Genomic DNA, 18,779 nt, shown 5'->3' with positions numbered 1-18,779 from the left:
CATCATGCGTGAGAGGAGAGGAGTTGAGGGGAATGATTCAGCACAATTGCGTGCGCCGCAGTGTTCTTTTGGCGGCAACTTCGATCGTGGCGCTGGGTTCGGCGCATAGTGCCCTGGCCCAAGAAACCGCAGCACAGCAAACCGCGCCGGTAGTCACGGGAACGGCCACGCGGCTCGCTGCCGCCGATCAGGCCGCTTCCGCAGGCCAACCGGGCGGTGAGGCGACCGGCTCCGATATCGTCGTCACCGGCATTCGCGCCTCTCAGGAGCGCGCGGTCAACATCAAGCGCAACGCCACCTCGGTGGTCGATTCCATCTCAGCCGAAGACATCGGCAAGCTGCCCGACGTCACCATCTCGGACTCGCTCCAGCGTATTCCCGGCGTGCAGATCCTGCGCAGCGCCGGTGAAGGCTCCACTATCAACATTCGCGGCCTGCCGCAGGTCACCACACTGCTGAACGGCGAAGCCTATCTCGGCGCGCAGTCGATCACCACGATCCAGCCGAACTTCAACGACATCCCCTCGCAGCTTTTCGCCGGAGCGGACGTCATCAAGTCCGCCACGGCCGATGCGCTCAACGCGGGCATCACCGGCACCGTCAACTTGCGCACGCGCCGCCCCTTCGACCTGAAGGAAGGCCTGACCGTCGCCGCGGCTGCGGAAGCCGCCTATGGCGACAAGACCAAGCACAAGTTCGACCCGAATTTCAACGGGTTGCTTTCCTGGCACAACGACCGTTTCGGTTTCATGGTCTCGGCCGCCTATTCGGACGTGCGCCTGTCGAACTCGCACAACGGCATTCAGGAAGGCTACGGCGCGGCCCTGCATAACGAAGGCACGCTCGATGCCACTTCGTCGGGCGGCTTCTCTCCGGCCAACCGCCCGCGCGGAACGGCCGTTGCCGGCGGCGTGGACGTCAACGGCGATGGCGACGCCAAGGACGCCTTCATCGTTCCCCAGGGCTTCACCGGCTGGAACAAGGTCAACCAGCGCCAGCGCCTGGGCATCAACGGTTCGGCGCAGTGGATGATCAACGACGCGCTGACGCTGACGGGCGACGCCTTCTTCACCCGGCAGAACGAGCATGCCCGCACGGCAGGCTTCCAGATGCAGGACGTCAACTGGCAAGCCGCCGAATTCGTGCCCGGCCAGTCCCGCGATACCGGGGCTACTTACTTCGATGCCCGCGATGGCGGCACCTACAACATCAACACCACCCAGATCTACAACTACGATCTCGGCAACTTCGACTCTTACGCCCAGACCGACCGCTACAAGTCGCAGTCGCAGAACTACAACCTTGAGCTGAAGTTCGACAACGGCGGACCGTTCAAGGGAAGCCTGCGCGGCATCTACGGCAAGGCGCACCAGTATTACGACCAGAGCTACCTGCAGTTCAGCATGACCGACGGCCAGCAGTGGCAGCCGGGCGGGATCGGCCACTACCCGGACGGCGACCGAGTGTTCAATGCCAACGGTTACACTGTCAATACGATTGCTGGCCTGAACTCGCTTCCCGCGGTGGTCGACTTCACCGGCAACAAGCCGGCCTTCACCCTGCCGGGGCAGCTTCTGGATTCCCTGGGCGATATCGGCAACTACGCGCTCAAGACGATGTCCTCGGAAGGCAATTATCGCCGCAAGGGCGACCTCAAGGTCCTGCGCGCGGACGGCTCCTACGAAGCCTCGCCCGAATTGACGGTCAGCTTCGGCGGCCGGTACTCGGAACGCTCGATCGACGATTACGAGTTCGACCGCGCCGCGCCGCTCTATGCGGGCATGGCCAGCAACCCGAACGGCTGCCTCGTCAAGTGGAAGGCCTTCGACGTGCCGATGAGCGACAGCACGTGCAGCGCGGGCGATGCCTCCGGCTTCTACACGGCGGGCCTGACGCGCCTGGCCAACGACCCGACCCTGGGCGGCCGCGTGAAGCTGTTCAACCCCGGCGTCGCCGGTGTGCCCAACATCTACGTGCTCGATCCCAAGGCCATGGACAACGCCGTGGCCTTCCAGAACGAGTTCTATCCCGGCAATGTCGAGGTCATGAACCCCGGCGCCTCGTTCAACGTGGGCGTCAAGCAGATATCCGGCTACGTCCAGACCGATTTCCGCGGCGATTTCTTCGGCGTGCCGTTCTCGGGTAACGCGGGCGTGAAGGTGATCAACACCAAGCTCGACATTACGCAGTACGTGACCGGCAGTCCGCAGCCTTACGGCCTTGCCAATGCCCTGGCCGGTTCGGTGAACACCAAGCGTGACTTCACCGACATCCTGCCCGCCTTCAACGTGGCCTTCGACTTCGCGCAGAACCTGAAGTTCCGCTTCGCCTTCTCTAAGACGATGACGCTGCTCGATCTCAACCAGTGGGGCGGGGGCCTGAACCCCACTTACGCGATCGACACCAGCAATCCGGGCGCGCCGGTGTTCCGCGTCACCGGCGGCAGCCAGTCGGGCAATCCCGATCTCGACCCCTGGCGCGCCACCAATGTCGAAGGATCGCTGGAGTACTATCTCGGCCGGGGCAGTCTGCTCAGCATCGGCGCCTTCTATATCGACGTCGACAGCTTCATCCAGTCGGGCAACGTGAACCGTTCCGACCTGCCCGACAACGACGGCGTTGTGCGCGGCCGCACGGTCTCCATCAGTACGCCGATCCAGGGTTCGGGCGGCTCGCTGAAGGGCATCGAGGCAGGCGCGAAGATCTCGTTTACCGACCTCGGCTTCATGCCCGGCTTCCTCTCGAACTTCGGTATCGACACGAACTTCACCTTCTCTCCGTCCAATACCGGCGACCGGGATCTCGCCGGAAAGAAGATTCCGTTCCAGGACAACTCGAAGATCCAGACCAACGCGGCGCTGTTCTACCAGGACTCCCGCTTCCAGGCCCGCGTGGCATGGAACTATCGCTCGGAGCGCGCGGTCCAGTCGAATTTCGGCGGGATCTCCGGTCTCGAACTCTATCAGGCACCCACAAACTACGTGGATGCTTCCGTGAGCTACGACATCACGCCGAACATCACGATCTACGGCCAAGGCTCCAACCTGACGGGCGAGTACGAGAAGTACTATCTCACCTGGAAGGACCAGAAGGCCTACAACAACATCTTCGAACGCCGCTTCACCATGGGCGCGCGCGTCAAGTTCTGATCTCCCCGCCTTCTCCCCCGCCCACCTCCTCCGGGCGGGGGGGATCCCTTTCCCGATCTGCCCGAGCAGGGTAGACCCACGTTCGGGGAGTTCATGCGATGCAGGGCAGTCCGATCCGTTCCATCCTGATCGTCGGCGGCGGCACGGCCGGCTGGATGGCGGCCAACCTTCTGGCGACGCGCCTGCGCCGCCTTCCCATCGAGATCACCCTGGTCGAAAGCCCCGACATCCGCACCGTCGGCGTGGGCGAGGCGACCGTTCCGGCGATCCGCGACTACTTCAAGGCCATCGGCGTGACCGAAGCCGAAGTGATGCAGGCATCGCAGGGCACCGTGAAGCTGGGCATCGAATTCCGCGACTGGCGGGCACCGGGCACCCGCTTTTTCCATCCTTTCGGCCGCTACGGCGTCGACGCCTTCTCGGTGCCGTTCCACCAGTACTGGCTGAAGCGCCGCATGGCGGGCGACCAGACGCCGCTCTCCCAATATTGCCTGCCGACGCAGGCGGCGATGCGCAATCTGATGCTGCTGCCGCCCGAGCAACCGGTCAACGACCTCGGCGTGTTTGACTGGGCGATCCATTTCGACGCGGGCCTGTTTGCCCGGTTTCTTGCGCAGCGCGCGCGCGACTTGCTGGGCGTGCGCCACCTCGAAGGCACGATTTCCGGGGCCACTCGCGATGCCGAGAACGGCCGCATCGCCTCGGTCACGCTGACCGATGGACGCATGCTGGAGGCCGACCTCTTCGTCGATTGCTCCGGCTTCCGCAGCCTGCTGCTGGGTCAGACTCTGGAAGTGCCTTACGAGGACTGGACACACCTGCTGCCGTGCGACCGTGCGGTGGCGATGCCCTGTGCGCATGGTGATGCCCTCACGCCCTATACCCGCAGCACCGCGCTTGCCGCTGGCTGGCAGTGGCGCATTCCGCTGCAGCACCGCATCGGCAACGGTTATGTCTATTCCAGCCGCCACATCTCGGATGACGAAGCGACCGCGACGCTGATCGCCAGTCTTGAGGGCGAGGCGCTGGCCGAGCCCAATATGCTGCGTTTCCGCACCGGGCACCGGACGAACGTGTGGGAGAAGAACTGCGTTGCCCTCGGGCTGGCGGCAGGTTTCCTCGAACCGCTGGAATCGACCTCGATCGTGCTGATCCAGAGCGGCATCGAACGCCTGCTGGCGCACTTCCCGGACCGCGACTTCGATCCGTCGCTGGCGGACGAGTTCAACCGCATTACCGCGCTGGAATATGCGCGTATCCGCGACTTCCTTTTGCTGCACTACTGGGGCGGCCAGCGACCCGAAAAGATGTGGCAGGAATGCCGCGCGCTTGACCTGCCGGAAACGCTGGCCCGGCGCATCCGCGCCTACAAGGGCGCGGGCAAGCTGCCGCGTTTCGAGTGGGATTCGTTCCAGTCGCCCAGCTGGCTGTCGATGTTCGCCGGGTTCGAGATCTGGCCGTCGCGCTACGACCCGCTGGCCGATCAGTTCACCACCGAGGAACTGGGCGACACCTTCGAGCAGATGCGCGCTGCCGTGGCCCGCGCCGTCTCGCTCGCAGGCACTCATGAGCAATTCATCGCCGAGACTTGCGCAGCGCCTGCGCAAAATGCTGCACCCCAATTCACGCTAAACTCCGCTTAGGAAACCGATGCGACTGACGCTTTCCCTTCTCGCCCTCTCTTGCGCTGCCGTGCCGTTCGCTGCGGCCTTCGCCGATTCCACGCTACCCGCAGCGGCCACCGCACACCCGGATCTCTGGCCCAAGGCCAAGAGCCAGGGCCTCGTCGATCCCGAGACCGAGTCGAAGATCACCAAGATGATGGCTGAGATGTCGGTGCGCGAGAAAGTCGGGCAGATGATCCAGCCCAGCATCGCGGCGATGAAGCCGGAAGAACTGCGCGAATATCCGGTCGGCTCGATCCTGGGCGGCGGCAACGATCCGCCCCTGTCGGGCAACGATCGCGGCCCGGCCAGCGACTGGATCGCCACTGCTGAAGCCTTCCGCCAGATCTCGATCGAGAAGCGCCCTGGGCACGTGCCGATCCCGGTGATTTTCGGCATGGACTCCGTTCACGGCAACTCCAACGTCTTCGGCGCAACGATCTTCCCGCACAACATCGGCCTTGGCGCGATGCGCGATCCGGCCCTGATGGAGAAGATCGGTCAGGTCACCGCTGCTGAAAGCGCCGCCTCCGGCTTCGACTGGGCCTTCGGTCCCACCGTCACGGTGCCGCAGGACGATCGCTGGGGCCGCGCCTATGAAGGCTATTCGGAACGGCCCGAGATCACCCGCGAATATTCCGCCGCGATGGTGCGCGGGCTTCAGGGGGCGCCCGGCAAGAGCCGCATCCAGAACGGCAATGTCGCCGCCTCGATCAAGCATTTCCTGGCGGACGGCGGCACCCATGGCGGCATCGATCAGGGCGACGCGCAAGTCCCCGAAAAGGACCTGATCGAACTGCACGTGCCCGGCTACGTCAGCGGCATCGACGCCGGGGCGATGACGGTCATGGCCAGCTTCTCCTCATGGAACGGTGTGAAGAACCACGGCAACAAATCGCTGCTGACCGATGTGCTGAAAGGCCGCCTCGGCTTCGAGGGCTTCACCGTGGGCGACTGGAACGCGCATGGCCAGATCCCCGGCTGCACCAACGGCAATTGCGCGGCAACCTTCAACGCCGGCCTCGATATGGCGATGGTGCCGAACGACTGGAAGGATCTGTTCAACAATACGTTGAAGCAGGTGCAGGACGGCACGATCCCGATGGCGCGCGTCGACGATGCGGTGCGCCGCATCCTGCGCGTGAAGTTCAAGCTGGGCCTGTTCGAACCGGCGCGCCCCTATGAACAGCGCAACGAACTCGGCGCACCGGCGCATCGCGCCATCGCCCGCCAGGCGGTTTCGGAATCGCTGGTGCTGCTGAAGAACAACGGCGCGCTGCTGCCGATCAGGCCGGGCCAGAAGGTGCTCGTCACCGGCACCCATGCCGACGGTATCGGCATGCAGACCGGCGGCTGGACGATGTCGTGGCAGGGCACCGGCAACACCAATGCTGACTTCCCCGGCGCCACCTCGATCTGGGGCGGCCTCAAGACCGCGATCGAAGCTGCGGGCGGCACCGCCACTCTGAGCGCCGACGGCAAGGTGATGGGGCCGAAGCCGGACGTTGCCGTCGTCGTCTTCGGTGAAACACCTTATGCCGAAATGGTCGGCGATATCTCCACGCTGGAATTCCAGCCGGGTGACAAGCAGGCGCTGACACAGTTGAAGGCGCTAAAGGCGCAGGGCATTCCGGTCGTCTCGGTATTCATTTCCGGCCGTGCCCTCTGGGTGAACCCCGAGATCAACCAGTCCGACGCCTTCGTCGCCGCCTTCCTGCCGGGCTCCGAGGGCGGTGGCCTTGCCGACGTGTTGGTCGCCAAGAAGGACGGCGCGCCGAACCAGGACTTTCGCGGCAAGCTCAGCTATTCCTGGCCGAAGAACGCGGGCCAGTTCCTCAACAATGTCGGTCAGCCGGGCTACGATCCGCAGTTCGCCTATGGCTATGGCCTGACTTATAAGGACAGGACTTCGGTTCCGCAGCTGAGCGAAGTGGCCGGACTCGATGCCTCGCTGTCGAACGTCTCGGTCTACTACCTGCCGGGCAAGGTGCTGACGCCGTGGAAGCTTGCCACGGGCGGTGCGGTGGCGGTGAAGAACGTCGATGGCGGCGGCACGCAGGAAGGCGCCCGTCAGCTTGCTTTCACCGGTCCCGGCGAAGTGCGCATCGAAGGGCCCACCGTCGATCTCAATCGCCAGAGCAACGCGATGCTCAGCCTGCGCATCGATTACCGTGTCGATGCCAAGGGTTCCGTCGCGCCCAAGCTCGGCATGGGCGAAACCTTCCTCGACGGCGGGCAGGTTTTCACCGCCGCGCCGGGCCAATGGGCCAGCATCAAGGTCTCGCTCTCCTGCTTCGCCAAGGCCGGGGCCGACATGACCAGGATCGCCCGTCCTTTCGTGCTGCAAGGCAATGCGGGCCAGACGATCGCCATTTCCACCGTCAAGCTCGATGCCGATCCCACCGGCGCGATCTGCCCGAACTGAGCTTTAGAAAGAGAATGCCCACCATGTCGCGACTTGCGAAATTCGCCGCGCTCGCCCTGAGCCTTGCCCCTGTGTCCCTCACCAATCCGGCGCTGGCGGAGGAAGTGGACCAGAACCGCCTGCCGCCCTCGCAGGATCCGACCCGCGTGGCGAACGGCCTTGCCCAGACGCCGCCGATGGGCTGGAACAGCTGGAACAAGTTCGCCTGCAACATCTCGGAAAAGACCATCCGCGATACGGCGGATGCCTTGGTCGCCACCGGGATGAAGGATGCGGGCTACAACTATCTCGTGATCGACGATTGCTGGCATGGCGAGCGCGATACCAAGGGCTTCATCACCGCCAATGCCAAGGCCTTCCCCTCGGGGATCAAGGCGCTGGCAGACTACGTTCACTCGAAGGGCCTCAAGTTCGGCATCTATTCGGACGCCGGCACCAAGACCTGCGGCGGGCGCCCGGGCAGCCAGGGGCACGAGTATCAGGATGCGATCACCTATGCCTCCTGGGGTGTCGATTACCTGAAATACGACTGGTGCAGCACTGGCAGCCGCAATGCGGAAGAAGCCTATGCGCTGATGTCCGACGCGCTACGTTCCACGGGGCGCGATGTACTGCTCTCGCTTTGCGAGTGGGGTACCAATCGCCCATGGCTCTGGGCCTCGAAGATCGGCAATATGTGGCGTTCCACCGCCGATATCACGGACAAGTGGTCGGGCAAGCACGGCTATGCGCTGGGCATGCTCGACATCGTCGATCTCAACGAGCCGCTCTGGCCCTATGCCGCTCCGGGGCATTGGAACGATCCGGACATGCTCGAAGTCGGCAACGGCGGCATGACGACCACCGAATACCGCAGCCACTTCTCGCTTTGGGCGATGATGGCCTCGCCGCTGATCGCCGGTAACGATGTGGCGAACATGAGCGCCGATACCAAGGCGATCCTGCTCAACAAGGACGTGATCGCGGTCGATCAGGACAAGTTGGGCCGCCAAGGCCGCCGCGTGTCGAAGAACGGGAACGAGGAAGTCTGGGTCCGTACCCTGGCGGATGGCAAGCGCGCGGCGCTGCTGTTCAACCGGGGCGAAGCTCCCGTGAAACTCACTGTAAATTGGGGGCAACTCGACTATCCGGCGGGCCAGTCGCTCAAGCTGCGCGATCTTTGGGCACACCGCGACCTTGGCGCCATGAAAGGCAGCTATTCGGCCGAAGTCGAGCCCCACGGCGTCGTCATGGTGACCTTCACGCCCTGAGCCTTTGCCGTCAGGATCCCGCGGAACTCGCGGGATCTTTCGGTTCGTTCACGGCAGGTTTCGATCCGCCCGCCGCGACGTTGTCTTCCTTGACGTCGTCGAAGCCCGCGCTGACTTCAGCCCCTTTCCAGCTCGGGTCTTTCTCAAGCCGCGCGATCATCTCGGCGGCGCGTTCCGCCATCCCGCCGCCATGCGGATTGAAAGCCACCGGCGTCAGGATGATCCTGGCATCGCTGGCCCGGCCAAGCTGGATCAGCGCCGATCCCAGGGTCATGCGCAGCCCCAGATCGAATGGCGCCAGTTCGACCGCATGGATCAATCCGTCGATCGCCAGCTTGGGAGGTTGCTGCCCCTGCTCGACGAAACTGCGGTAATAGTAGATCAGCGGCAAGGGATGATCGTTTTCACGCTTGTTCAGTGCCACGAACGGTCCGCGCGCCAGGCGATAGGCAGCCGCCTTGTCTCCGTCGGTCTCCTCGGCCTGACGGAACAGCGCATAGCCTTTTTGGACATAGGCATTCACAGTGGACGGGTCGAGTGCCAGCGCCGCATCGGCTGCGGCAACGGCTTCCTTGTCGTTGCCCGCATCGTATTCGGCCTCGGCCAGCTCTGACAGAACCGCTGCATCGCCCTGGTACTGGGCTGCCACGGAACGAGCATCGGCCAGCACGCTCTTCGCGCTTTCCTCATCCACGCCCCGTTTGGTCCTGATGCGGGCAGGCATGATCGCAGCCTCTCCCGCCGACAGCCTGCGGATCGCGATATTGCCGATCACCAGCTTGGCGCCTTCGATGGTAAGGCCACTCAGCCGCCTGCGTTTCAGATAGGCTTCGACATCCTTTTCGAGCTGATCAAGGTCGCCAAAGGCCTCTGCCCCCGATTCCGCCTGTCCCTTGCCCTGATCGAGAAGCTGGAGATAGCGGGCGAACTGACCTTTGCGGGTCTCCTCGAAAGTCAGGTAATGGTAGAGCAGCCAGCTCTTGCCGTAGAACGCATCGTAACTGCGATGCGAGCGCTTGTCGTAGGCGGCCGGATCGAGAAGATCCGAAACCTTCACGTCTTGCGCAAAGTACAGTTCCATGGCGCGATGGACGGCGGGGCGCCCCAGGATCATGCCTCCATCCGCCGAAAAGCTGGTGGAGGAAAAGAACTCCGCAGCGCCTTCGGTAAACCAGCGCGGCCTTTCCATGCTGTTGGTCGAAATCATGAAATGATGGGCATATTCATGAAGAAGCGTGATCATCGAATCGTCGTTGGTGCCTCGCGCGGCATCGACGCGGGGGATGATCGCCAGCGAACCGCCCGCCCGAGGAAGATAGAATCCACCGACATACTTGCTGTTGGCGCCGTATATCTTGCGCACTTCCTGCTCGCTGCTCACCACATAGACGGCAACGCGGTTCGACGGGCTCGGTACGGGAGCCTTGTAGTTGAACAGGAGCGAAAGCGCGGTGTGGTAGCGTTCGAGCTGCTCCGAAAACTTGCGCAGATCACGCTCGTTGTCATTGGCGTAAATCACGAAATGGTCGCTCGACGCCTCGAGCCATTCCGCGCGCGCGATGGACGGGCGCAGAAGAATGGCCAGAAGACAGGCCATAACAATCGATCGCATCTTGTTGAATCGTCCCCAATATTCCCCACCGGCTATTTACCGCGCTTCTTGGGGCATGCAAGAAGCGTTAGGTCCGGTTCGAATATTATCGGTGCTCGCTTCCGTGCAGGATCTGGCCGGGATCGTCCGTCGATGCCCTATCCTCGAGCAGTCGAATGGCGACCTGATCGCGGCCAAGCCGCTTGGCTTCATAAAGGGCTTCGTCGGCCAGCCTGTAAAGCGAACGGAATTCGGCTGCTGTCGAGGCTTCGGCGATGCCGATGCTGACCGTGACCTTGCGATGCCCGATAACCTCGCCGTGCCGGCATTCACCGATCTCCTGCCGAAGCCTGTCGGCAAACCGCACCAGCTCGAAACCTTCGAGCCCCGAGACCATCACCGCGAACTCCTCGCCGCCTAAGCGGGCGACGGGGCAATTCTCGCCTTCATGCAGTGCGATCTGGCGGGCTATGGCGATCAGGACGATGTCACCCGCGTCGTGACCGTAGATGTCGTTGATCGACTTGAACCAGTCGACATCGATGAGCAGCAGCGCGGTGGTTTCGCCGCGACCTTGCGACCTTTCGAGGACTGTGCCCACTTTCTCGATGAAGCCGCGACGGTTCGGCAAGCCGGTCAGTGCATCGCGGCGCGCAAGTTCCTGGGCCTGCGCCTCGGCACGGCGCGCGGTGTCCCGCTCGATCCGCAACCGTGCATGGGATCGGGAGGCCGCGATCGACAGCCAGAGCGTCTGCCATGCCGCGGCGAACAGAACCAGGATCTGCGATCCGCCGCCCCAGAACATCCGGTCCGTATCGATGAACTCGGTCGAGGCGAGGACCAGCATAGGCACCGACCATGCGCCCGCGAAGCTGCGCGCCTCGGGGCTTCCCCGCCGCCACGCCTGCCCGATACAGAAGGCCACCGCGACGAGGTTGGCGAGAACCAGGATACCCAGCACGGCGCCAAGCGCCTCGATCGGCCCGGAACGCATCAGGGACAGCGGCACGCCGAGCAGGGCGACGCCTGCGGTCAGCCAGAGCGCCGTCCGGCGCAGCCAGGGACTGACGCTGCCGCCTTCGAGCGCGGTCACGGCACTCAGCGTCGCGAGGGAAATGGCAAGGCAGGAGAGGCCCGTGCAGATCTGGGCCGATATGGCGCCCGCCAGGCCGGGAAAGAAGAACAGGTGAAGCTGCGACCAGAAACCGCCCCAGAGGATCATGCAAGTGGCCCAGGCCGCCTGCCAGGCCGAAAACTGCCGCCGCACCGCAATCGCCATCGAGCCGTTGTAGATGGCACCCGCCAGAAGGAGCACCAGCGCCGCGCCGATGGAAGTCGCCAGCCCCGTCGTCTGGGTGCTTTCCTCTCCGCGCCCTACCAGGCGCATGCGCAGAAGACCGGCGCTGGCCACCTTGTCGAAGCGCATGGTCACGCCGACCGGGGCAACATCGCGATGCGGCGCCCGGAAAGCAAGTTGTCCACCCGCCCGCCAATGCGTTCCGAAATCGCCGCTCCGCACATGTTGCCGCTCGACCGCGCCGTCCGCGTAAGAGAAGGTGACGACGAGCCGGTCGAACCGCGAACTGTGAACGATGAGCGAAAGGTCGTCCCCCTCATCGGTCGCAGGCGGTAGAGGCGTCTGCAGCCAGAGCGTGCCCTTCTGATAGTTCTCGGGCGCGCCGGAACAGACGAAGTGCGACGGTATCGCTTCCCCAGGCGATACCGAACGGCTGACCGAATGGCAGAGCGGCCTGCCGATCCGCAACACTTCGGCCCCGGCACTATCCGCCAACCCCAGCCACGCTATTGCGGCGAGGAGGAGCCCAAGCGCAGGCAGAGCTTTCGCAAGGAAGCCCGAATGCGGCGATTCGCAAACCATTGCGCCGCGACCTATGGCACAAGACTTACTTCAACAAGGTTACCCGATTAACCAAGATAAGTTGACGTCACTTCCTATCGCCCCGCCCGGACTTCCATCGCTTCCAAGGCACTACGTCGCTGTAGGACCAGCTTGGTCACGCGATGCAACCCGCGAAGGCACAATGGGCCCTTTCAAGCATTAAGCCTTTTGTACCGGACAACCGGCCAGGCCAAAGCGAGATAGAATGACCCTGAACCAGTGGCTTTCCGTCGCCACCCTGTGCGGCATGATGCTTCTCTTCATATGGGGTCGCTTCCGCTACGATATCACCGCCATAATCGCCCTGCTGGCGGCACTCGCGCTGGGTCTGGTTCCCCCCGAGAAGGCCTTCACCGGGTTCGCGGACGATATCGTCATCATCATCGGTTCCGCGCTGGTTCTCTCGGCCGCGGTGCAGCGAACCGGCCTTGTCGAGCGCGCGGTCAATCTGGTCAGCCAGTGGGTGCGCAGGCCCGGATCGCAGCTTCTGATCCTGACCGGCTCCGTTGGCGTCGCATCCGGCCTCATCAAGAACATCGGCGCATTGGCGATGATGATGCCGGCCGCTTCCCAGCTTGCGCGGCGCAGCGGCACCAACCCCTCGCGCTTCCTGATGCCGATGGCCTTTGCCTCCCTGCTCGGCGGGCTGACGACGATGATCGGCACTTCCCCCAACATCATCGTCAGCCGTGTGCGGGAGGAAATGACCGGCCAGCCTTTCCGCATGTTCGACTATCTGCCCACCGGCCTCGGCATGCTGGTGATGGGCCTGGTGTTCCTGCGCGTCGCCTATCGGCTTGTCCCTGCCGACCGCCGCGCCGCCGCGACGATGGGCGAGGCGCTCAATATCTCGGACTATACGACCGAGGCCACGGTATCGGCCGGTTCGGACGCCATCGGGAATACCATCGAGGAATTCGTCGCCGGACACGACAACGAGATCGAGGTTACCGCCGTGCTGCGTGCGGGCCTTCGCGGCGAGGTCCATCCCGCCACCCATATCGCCGAGGGAGACGTCCTGATCCTGTCCGGCGATCCCGACGCACTGGAACGCGCCATCGCCCGCTCGCAGCTCAGCCTCGACGATGACGGGGAGGACGACGAGCACGCAGGGGAAAACAAGCGCGCGCGCGATGACATCGGCGTGATCGAAGGGGTCGTCACGGCGGAATCCGCTTTCGTGGGCAGCACCGCCGGAAGGCTCATGTTGAAGGACCGCCTGGGCCTGAGGCTCGTGGCGATCTCGCGTCAGGGCGAAAGCCTGCGCAACAAACCCGGCAACGTCGTCATGGCGGCAGGGGATGTCGTGGTGCTGCAGGGCGTATTGGGAGAAATGCCGGGAAGGCTGCGGCAACTCGGCGTCCTGCCGCTTGCCCAGCGCCAGATCCGGCTCGGCATGAACCGCAGCAGCTGGTGGGCTCTGGCGATCCTTGCCCTGGCCATGATATCGACCGCGACCGGGCTGGTGCCGGTAGCCGTGGCATTTTTCGCCGCGGCGGGCGCGGTGATCATCACCGGCGCGCTGCCGGTCAACGACGCCTATGAGGCCGTGGAGTGGCCGATCCTGATCATGCTGGGCGCGCTAATCCCGGTCAGCGAGACACTGCAGACCACGGGCGCCTCCGATATCCTGGCGACGCAGCTTTCGCATATCGCGCGGGACATGCCGCCATGGGGCGCCGTTGCCATGGTGCTCGCCGCGTCCATGGCGGTGACACCGTTTCTCAACAATGCGGCGACGGTGCTGGTCGTGGCGCCGATCGCGGCGGTTTTCGCCACCGATCTCGGCTACCGGCCGGATGCCTTCCTCATGGCGACCGCGATCGGCGCGGGCTGCGATTTCCTCACACCGATCGGGCACCAGTGCAATACGCTGGTGATGGGGCCGGGCGGCTATCGCTTCGGCGACTACGCCCGGCTCGGCGCCCCCCTGTCCCTGCTGGTGCTGGCCCTTGGGACGCCGCTCATCATGTACTGCTGGCCGCTTTAGAAGGGCCGATCGATGGAGACCTGTGGCGTGGTGAACCACTGGGCGCCTGTCTTGGTCACGAACATGTGGTCCTCCAGACGGACGCCGAACTTCTGCGGAACGACGATCATCGGCTCGTTCGAGAAGCACATTCCCGGTTCCAGCGGAGTCCTGTCGCCGCGCACGAGATAGGCCGGTTCGTGGATCGAAAGGCCGATGCCGTGGCCGGTGCGATGCGGCAGGCCCGGCAGATTGTAGTCCGGTCCCAGACCCGCCTTCTCAAGCACGGCGCGCGCGGCGTAATCCACCGCCTCGCAGGGCTCGCCCGGACGGCAGGCGTCGAAGGCGGCCTGCTGCGCTTCCTTCTCGATGTCCCAGATACGGCGGATCTCGTCCGACACCTGCCCAAAGGCGTAAGTCCGGGTGATGTCCGAGTGATAGCCCTCGATCGTGCAACCCGTATCGACCAGAACCAACTGGCCTTCCTGAAGCTCTCGGTCACCCGGAAGGCCATGGGGATAGGCAGTCGCCTCCCCGAACTGGACGATGCAGAAGCTCGATCCCCTGGCGCCCAGCTTGCGGTGCGCGGCGTCGATGAAGTGGACCACCTCGCTCTGGCGGATGCCAGGGCGCAGGATGCGCGCGGCGGCCTGATGGACCAGCAAGGTCATGTTCTTGGCCTGCTGCATCAGCGCCAGTTCGGCGGCGGACTTCACCATGCGGCACTGCTTGATCACCGGCATGGCGTCCACGAGCAGGGCCGATCCGCCCTGCCGCACGCGCTCGGCGAAGTGGAACGGCAGTTCGGGATCGATCGCGACCGTCTTCGCGCCCAGTTCCGCCAGGACCTGTACTACAAGCGCTACCGGATCCTCGTCTTCCTGCCAGGAGCGGATCTCCACCGGGATTGCGAGATCGGCTTGGAGCGTGCCGATCTCGAAATGCGGGCAGATCATCACGGGCGTGCGGCCCGGCACGAGCAGCATGGCAACGAGGCGCTCAGTCTGTCCCCAGGGCAGGCCCGAGAAATAGCGCAGCGAGGCACCGGCGTTGACGAGCAGCGCGTCGGCACCAAGCCTTTCGGTGAGTTCGCGGGCGCGCTCCATGCGCGTTTCGCGCTCGGCCACGGCAATGGCCGGGGCGACATCGGCCCAGGGCTGGAGGCCAGCCAGTTCGATCTCTGCGGTCGATCCGCCAATCATGTCATCTATTCCTTATGCGAAACGCTGGATGTCGAAAGGTGCAAGCGGCAACGCAGGCTGCTCCCCCGCGACCATCGACGCGACCAGTCGCGCCGTGATCGGTCCCAGAGTGAGCCCGAGGTGCTGATGCCCGAAGGCATAGTAGAGATTGGACGCCTTCGTCGAGCGTCCGATCGCGGGAAGATAGTCCGGCAGGGTCGGACGGCAGCCCATCCAGCGGCGGAACGGCCCGGCGATCGGCAGGCCCAGTTCCGCGACGTGGCGCTCCAGACGCTCCCATTTGCGCGGATCGGCAGGCGCGTCGGCCTTGCCGAGTTCAACGAAGCTCGCGGCCTGGACCTCGCTGCGGTAGCGGGTGACGATCATCGCGCGCTCCTCGAAGACCACCGGCGGCAGGTCGGCAGGCCAGCCTTCCGCATCGGCGCGGACATGATAGCCCCGCTCCGCGATCATCGGCACCTTGTGGCCTGTATATTCCATCAGTTCGCGCGAACGCACGCCAGCGCAGACGAGCACCTGTTCGGCATCGACACCGCCGATCTCCACGCGGCTTCCCGTCAGCCGCAATTCCCCGCGCTGCGCGACAAGCGCGCCGCCGCGCTCCAAGAAAGCCTTGCGAAGAGCCAGCCGCAGTTCGCCGAGATCCGCGATCTGGCCGCTGCCCGAGAACCGGACGGCACCCGCCACGGGAGACTTGCACAAGGCGGAGAGCATCTCGCTTTCCGCCTGCGTCGCATCATGCACGCGCGCCGTTCCGGTTTCCGAGGCCAGCCATGAGGCCCGGCCTTCGCGCGCCGCGCGCTCCCCGTGCCAGAGCACGAAGTGACCGTCCTGCCGGACGAGTTCGGACGCACCGATGCGATCCACCAGGGAAGTCCAGGCGGGCATCGAGCCCGCCAGCAGGGGCGCCAGGGCCTTGCAGCCGTTTCGGAACTGCCCCGGACGCGCCGCAGCCAGCAGGCGCAGGCCGAAAGGCACCCATTCACCGATCGCGGAAGGCGGAAAGCCGAGCGGGCCGCCGCGCATGAACAGGCGCTGCGGCAGGCTGCGCACCATGCTCATGGAGGCAAGCGGCTCCACCTGCTCCACCGCGATATGCCCGGCATTGCCCCATGAGGCCGCCCCGCCTTCGGCATCGTCATCGACGATCGCGACCTGATGCCCCGCCTCGAGCAATTCGATGCCCGCGCAAAGGCCGACCACCCCGCCACCGACAATTCCAATGGACCCCACAAAAACTCCGTTGCATAAGTCAGACTATATCGTATACCATATATCAATCACCGCCCGTTCGCACAAGGCTTTGCACCGCGCATGAACGTCTCGATCCACCGTTTTGACTGCGTCCCGGCAAGTCCGGGCTGCGGAGGACCGCGATTAACAAGATGCAAGGGCGCGTCGAAAAAGGTCGGATTGCAGCACCATTCGGCATCATCTACCGTATACGTTAAATCGATGGCGTTTCGCGCCGTCGAGACCTGTATGGAGATTCACTGGTGACAATCGTCGTCCGCACTCTTGCCGAACGCATTTTCGACGTGATCCGCGAAAGGATCGTCGAAGGAAAGCTCCCCGTCATGGAGCCGGTGCGGCAGGATGCCCTGGCTGCCGAACTCGGCGTCAGCAAGATCCCGCTGCGCGAGGCTCTGGCCCGGCTGGAACATGAAGGCCTGCTGACCAGCCAGGCCAACCGGGGCTGGTTCGTGCGCCCGATGTCCAGCGACCAGGCCGAGGAAATCTACCTTCTCCGCCTGGCCATCGAGCCCGCCGCCGCCGCTTATGCCTGCGCCGTCGCCGACGACGAAGATCGCAAGGCCGCCGTGAAGGCCTTCGAGGTTCTGGACGCCGCCGCCAAGGACAATCTCAGTGACGTGGCCGTGCGCAACCGTGAATATCACGTCTCGCTGGTGCGTCCCGGCAAGCGCCTGCTGACCACGCAGCTGGTAGAGCGCCTCGAAGTGCTCGCCGAACGTTATGTGATCGCCCACCTGCAACCGGCAGGCCGCGGCGACCGCGCCCATACCGAACACCGTGAACTGCTCGACACCTGGCTGGCCGGAGACGCCGCCAAGGTACAGAGCCTGCTCACCCGGCATATCGCCAGCACGCTCGACGACTTGCGCGCTCATTTTACCGCCAGCCAGACAGGCTGAGACAATAACCAGGGGGATCCATGCTCGGACCGCGTAAATCCATAGATAAACTCTCACAACGCGAATCCGGGCACTCCCTGGCCAAGACCCTGAGCTGGCCGCACCTGATTGCTCTGGGCGTCGGTGCCATCGTCGGCACCGGCATCTACACCCTTACCGGCGTCGGCGCCGAGCGCGCCGGTCCCGCCGTGATCCTGGCCTTCGCCATTGCCGGTGCCGTCTGCGCCTGTGCCGCGCTTGCCTATGCCGAAATGGCCACGCTGATCCCCGCCGCGGGCAGCGCCTATACTTTCTCCTATGCAGCCATGGGCGAAACCATCGCCTGGATCGTCGGCTGGAGCCTCATTCTCGAATATTCGCTGGCCTGTTCCACCGTGGCGGTCGGCTGGTCGGGCTATCTGGTCGGCTGGATCCAGTCGGCGGGCATACACCTGCCGCATATGCTGCTGGTCGGCCCCCACGGCGGCGGCCTGATCAACCTGCCTGCCGTCTTCGTGGCGTTGGCGGTGATGGGCATGCTGATCGCCGGTACGCGTGAAAGCGCGACGCTGAACATCGTGCTGGTGATCATCAAGCTCGTCGCCCTGTCGATCTTCGTCGCCATGGCCCTCCCCGCCTTCAACGGCGGCAACCTCGAACCCTTCATGCCCTACGGTTTTGCCAGCACCGAGATCGAAGGCCAGAAGCGCGGGGTCATGGCCGCAGCCGCCATCGTGTTCTTCGCCTTCTACGGCTTCGACGCCGTTGCCACCTCCGCCGAGGAAGCCAAGAATCCGGGGCGCGACCTGACCATCGGTATCATCGGCTCGATGGTCGTCTGCACGGCGATCTACATGGCCGTCGCCATCGCCGCGATCGGCGCCCTGCCCTTCCAGCAGCTTGCCAACTCGCCCGAGCCGCTCGCGCTTGTGCTGCGCCAACTCGGCCAACCCGTCGCCGCGCACCTGATTGCCTTTGCCGCCGTGCTGGCCCTGCCTTCGGTCATCCTCGTGATGATGTACGGCCAGAGCCGCGTGTTCTTCGTCATGGCACGCGACGGCCTGCTACCGCGCAGCCTCGCCAAGATCAGCCCGCGCACCGGCGCCCCCACCCGCATCACGCTGATGACGGGCGTGTCGATCGCCGTCGTCGCCGGTATCTTCCGCCTCGACGAGATCGCCGAACTGGCCAATGCGGGAACGCTGATCGCCTTCATCTCGGTCGGCGCCTGCCTGATGATCCTGCGCCGCCGCGCGCCGGAACTGCCCCGTCTCTTCAAGTGCCCCAAGCCATTCGTCGTCGGCACGCTGACGATCCTGGGCTGCGCCTACCTGCTGTTCAGCCTGCCCGAAAGCACGCTGGTCCGCTTCGGCGCCTGGAACGTGATCGGCCTGCTGGTCTACTTCCTCTACGGCCGTACCCGCAGCGAAGCGGCGCGCGAGGCCATGGCTTCGGCCTGACCTCGAGCCGCTCCCAACTATAGCTCTCAAGATACAA

11 protein-coding genes are annotated in these 18,779 nt (G+C 64.4%); 7 read left to right on the top strand and 4 right to left on the bottom strand.

Annotated features, from left to right (window positions below):
* Positions 1–32: 32 nt before the first annotated feature.
* From NTCA1_RS07565 to NTCA1_RS07550, 4 genes are all read left to right on the top strand, one after another.
* Complete coding sequence (locus NTCA1_RS07565; protein ID WP_159829772.1) at positions 33–3,149, top strand: TonB-dependent receptor; 3,117 nt, start codon at positions 33–35, stop codon at positions 3,147–3,149.
* Positions 3,150–3,247: 98 nt separating this feature from the next.
* Positions 3,248–4,792, top strand: coding sequence for a tryptophan halogenase family protein (locus NTCA1_RS07560; RefSeq protein WP_133084037.1), 1,545 nt, complete (start codon positions 3,248–3,250; stop codon positions 4,790–4,792).
* Positions 4,793–4,799: 7 nt separating this feature from the next.
* Positions 4,800–7,238 (top strand): glycoside hydrolase family 3 protein, encoded by a 2,439-nt coding sequence (locus tag NTCA1_RS07555; protein ID WP_159829770.1) that lies wholly within the window; start codon positions 4,800–4,802, stop codon positions 7,236–7,238.
* 23 nt (positions 7,239–7,261) lie between these two features.
* A complete protein-coding gene (locus tag NTCA1_RS07550) occupies positions 7,262–8,488 on the top strand; it encodes a glycoside hydrolase family 27 protein (protein WP_133084039.1) in 1,227 nt (408 codons plus the stop codon).
* Positions 8,489–8,498: 10 nt separating this feature from the next.
* Here the strand turns inward: NTCA1_RS07550 and NTCA1_RS07545 are convergent, their stop codons facing one another.
* A complete protein-coding gene (locus tag NTCA1_RS07545) occupies positions 8,499–10,100 on the bottom strand; it encodes a DUF1570 domain-containing protein (RefSeq protein ID WP_236549160.1) in 1,602 nt (533 codons plus the stop codon).
* An 85-nt stretch (positions 10,101–10,185) separates the two neighbouring features.
* On the bottom strand, positions 10,186–11,871 hold the full coding sequence (locus NTCA1_RS07540; RefSeq protein WP_236549159.1) for a diguanylate cyclase: 1,686 nt from the start codon (positions 11,869–11,871) through the stop codon (positions 10,186–10,188).
* Between the two features lie 313 nt (positions 11,872–12,184).
* Here NTCA1_RS07540 and NTCA1_RS07535 point away from each other — a divergent pair, with 313 nt between their 5' ends.
* A complete protein-coding gene (locus NTCA1_RS07535) occupies positions 12,185–13,969 on the top strand; it encodes an SLC13 family permease (protein WP_159829766.1) in 1,785 nt (594 codons plus the stop codon).
* Here NTCA1_RS07535 and NTCA1_RS07530 read toward each other — a convergent pair.
* Positions 13,966–15,150 (bottom strand): Xaa-Pro peptidase family protein, encoded by a 1,185-nt coding sequence (locus NTCA1_RS07530; protein WP_159829764.1) that lies wholly within the window; start codon positions 15,148–15,150, stop codon positions 13,966–13,968. The genes NTCA1_RS07535 and NTCA1_RS07530 overlap by 4 nt on opposite strands.
* 12 nt (positions 15,151–15,162) lie before the next feature.
* Positions 15,163–16,383, bottom strand: a complete 1,221-nt coding sequence (locus tag NTCA1_RS07525) for an FAD-binding oxidoreductase (protein ID WP_159829762.1) — start codon at positions 16,381–16,383, stop codon at positions 15,163–15,165.
* Between the two features lie 263 nt (positions 16,384–16,646).
* Between NTCA1_RS07525 and NTCA1_RS07520 the strand changes: the two genes are divergently transcribed.
* Both NTCA1_RS07520 and NTCA1_RS07515 read left to right on the top strand, forming a co-directional pair.
* Entirely contained in the window at positions 16,647–17,303 is a 657-nt protein-coding gene (locus tag NTCA1_RS07520) for a GntR family transcriptional regulator (protein WP_086491097.1), read from the top strand.
* 20 nt (positions 17,304–17,323) lie between these two features.
* Positions 17,324–18,742, top strand: coding sequence for an amino acid permease (locus NTCA1_RS07515; protein WP_133084044.1), 1,419 nt, complete (start codon positions 17,324–17,326; stop codon positions 18,740–18,742).
* Positions 18,743–18,779 lie beyond the last annotated feature (37 nt).

Origin of the sequence: Novosphingobium sp. TCA1 (assembly GCF_009811895.1) — a bacterium.
GTDB classification, from domain to species: domain Bacteria; phylum Pseudomonadota; class Alphaproteobacteria; order Sphingomonadales; family Sphingomonadaceae; genus Novosphingobium; species Novosphingobium panipatense_A.
Note: the sequence above shows the minus strand (reverse complement) of the source record. Positions and strands in the feature narration are given on the sequence as shown.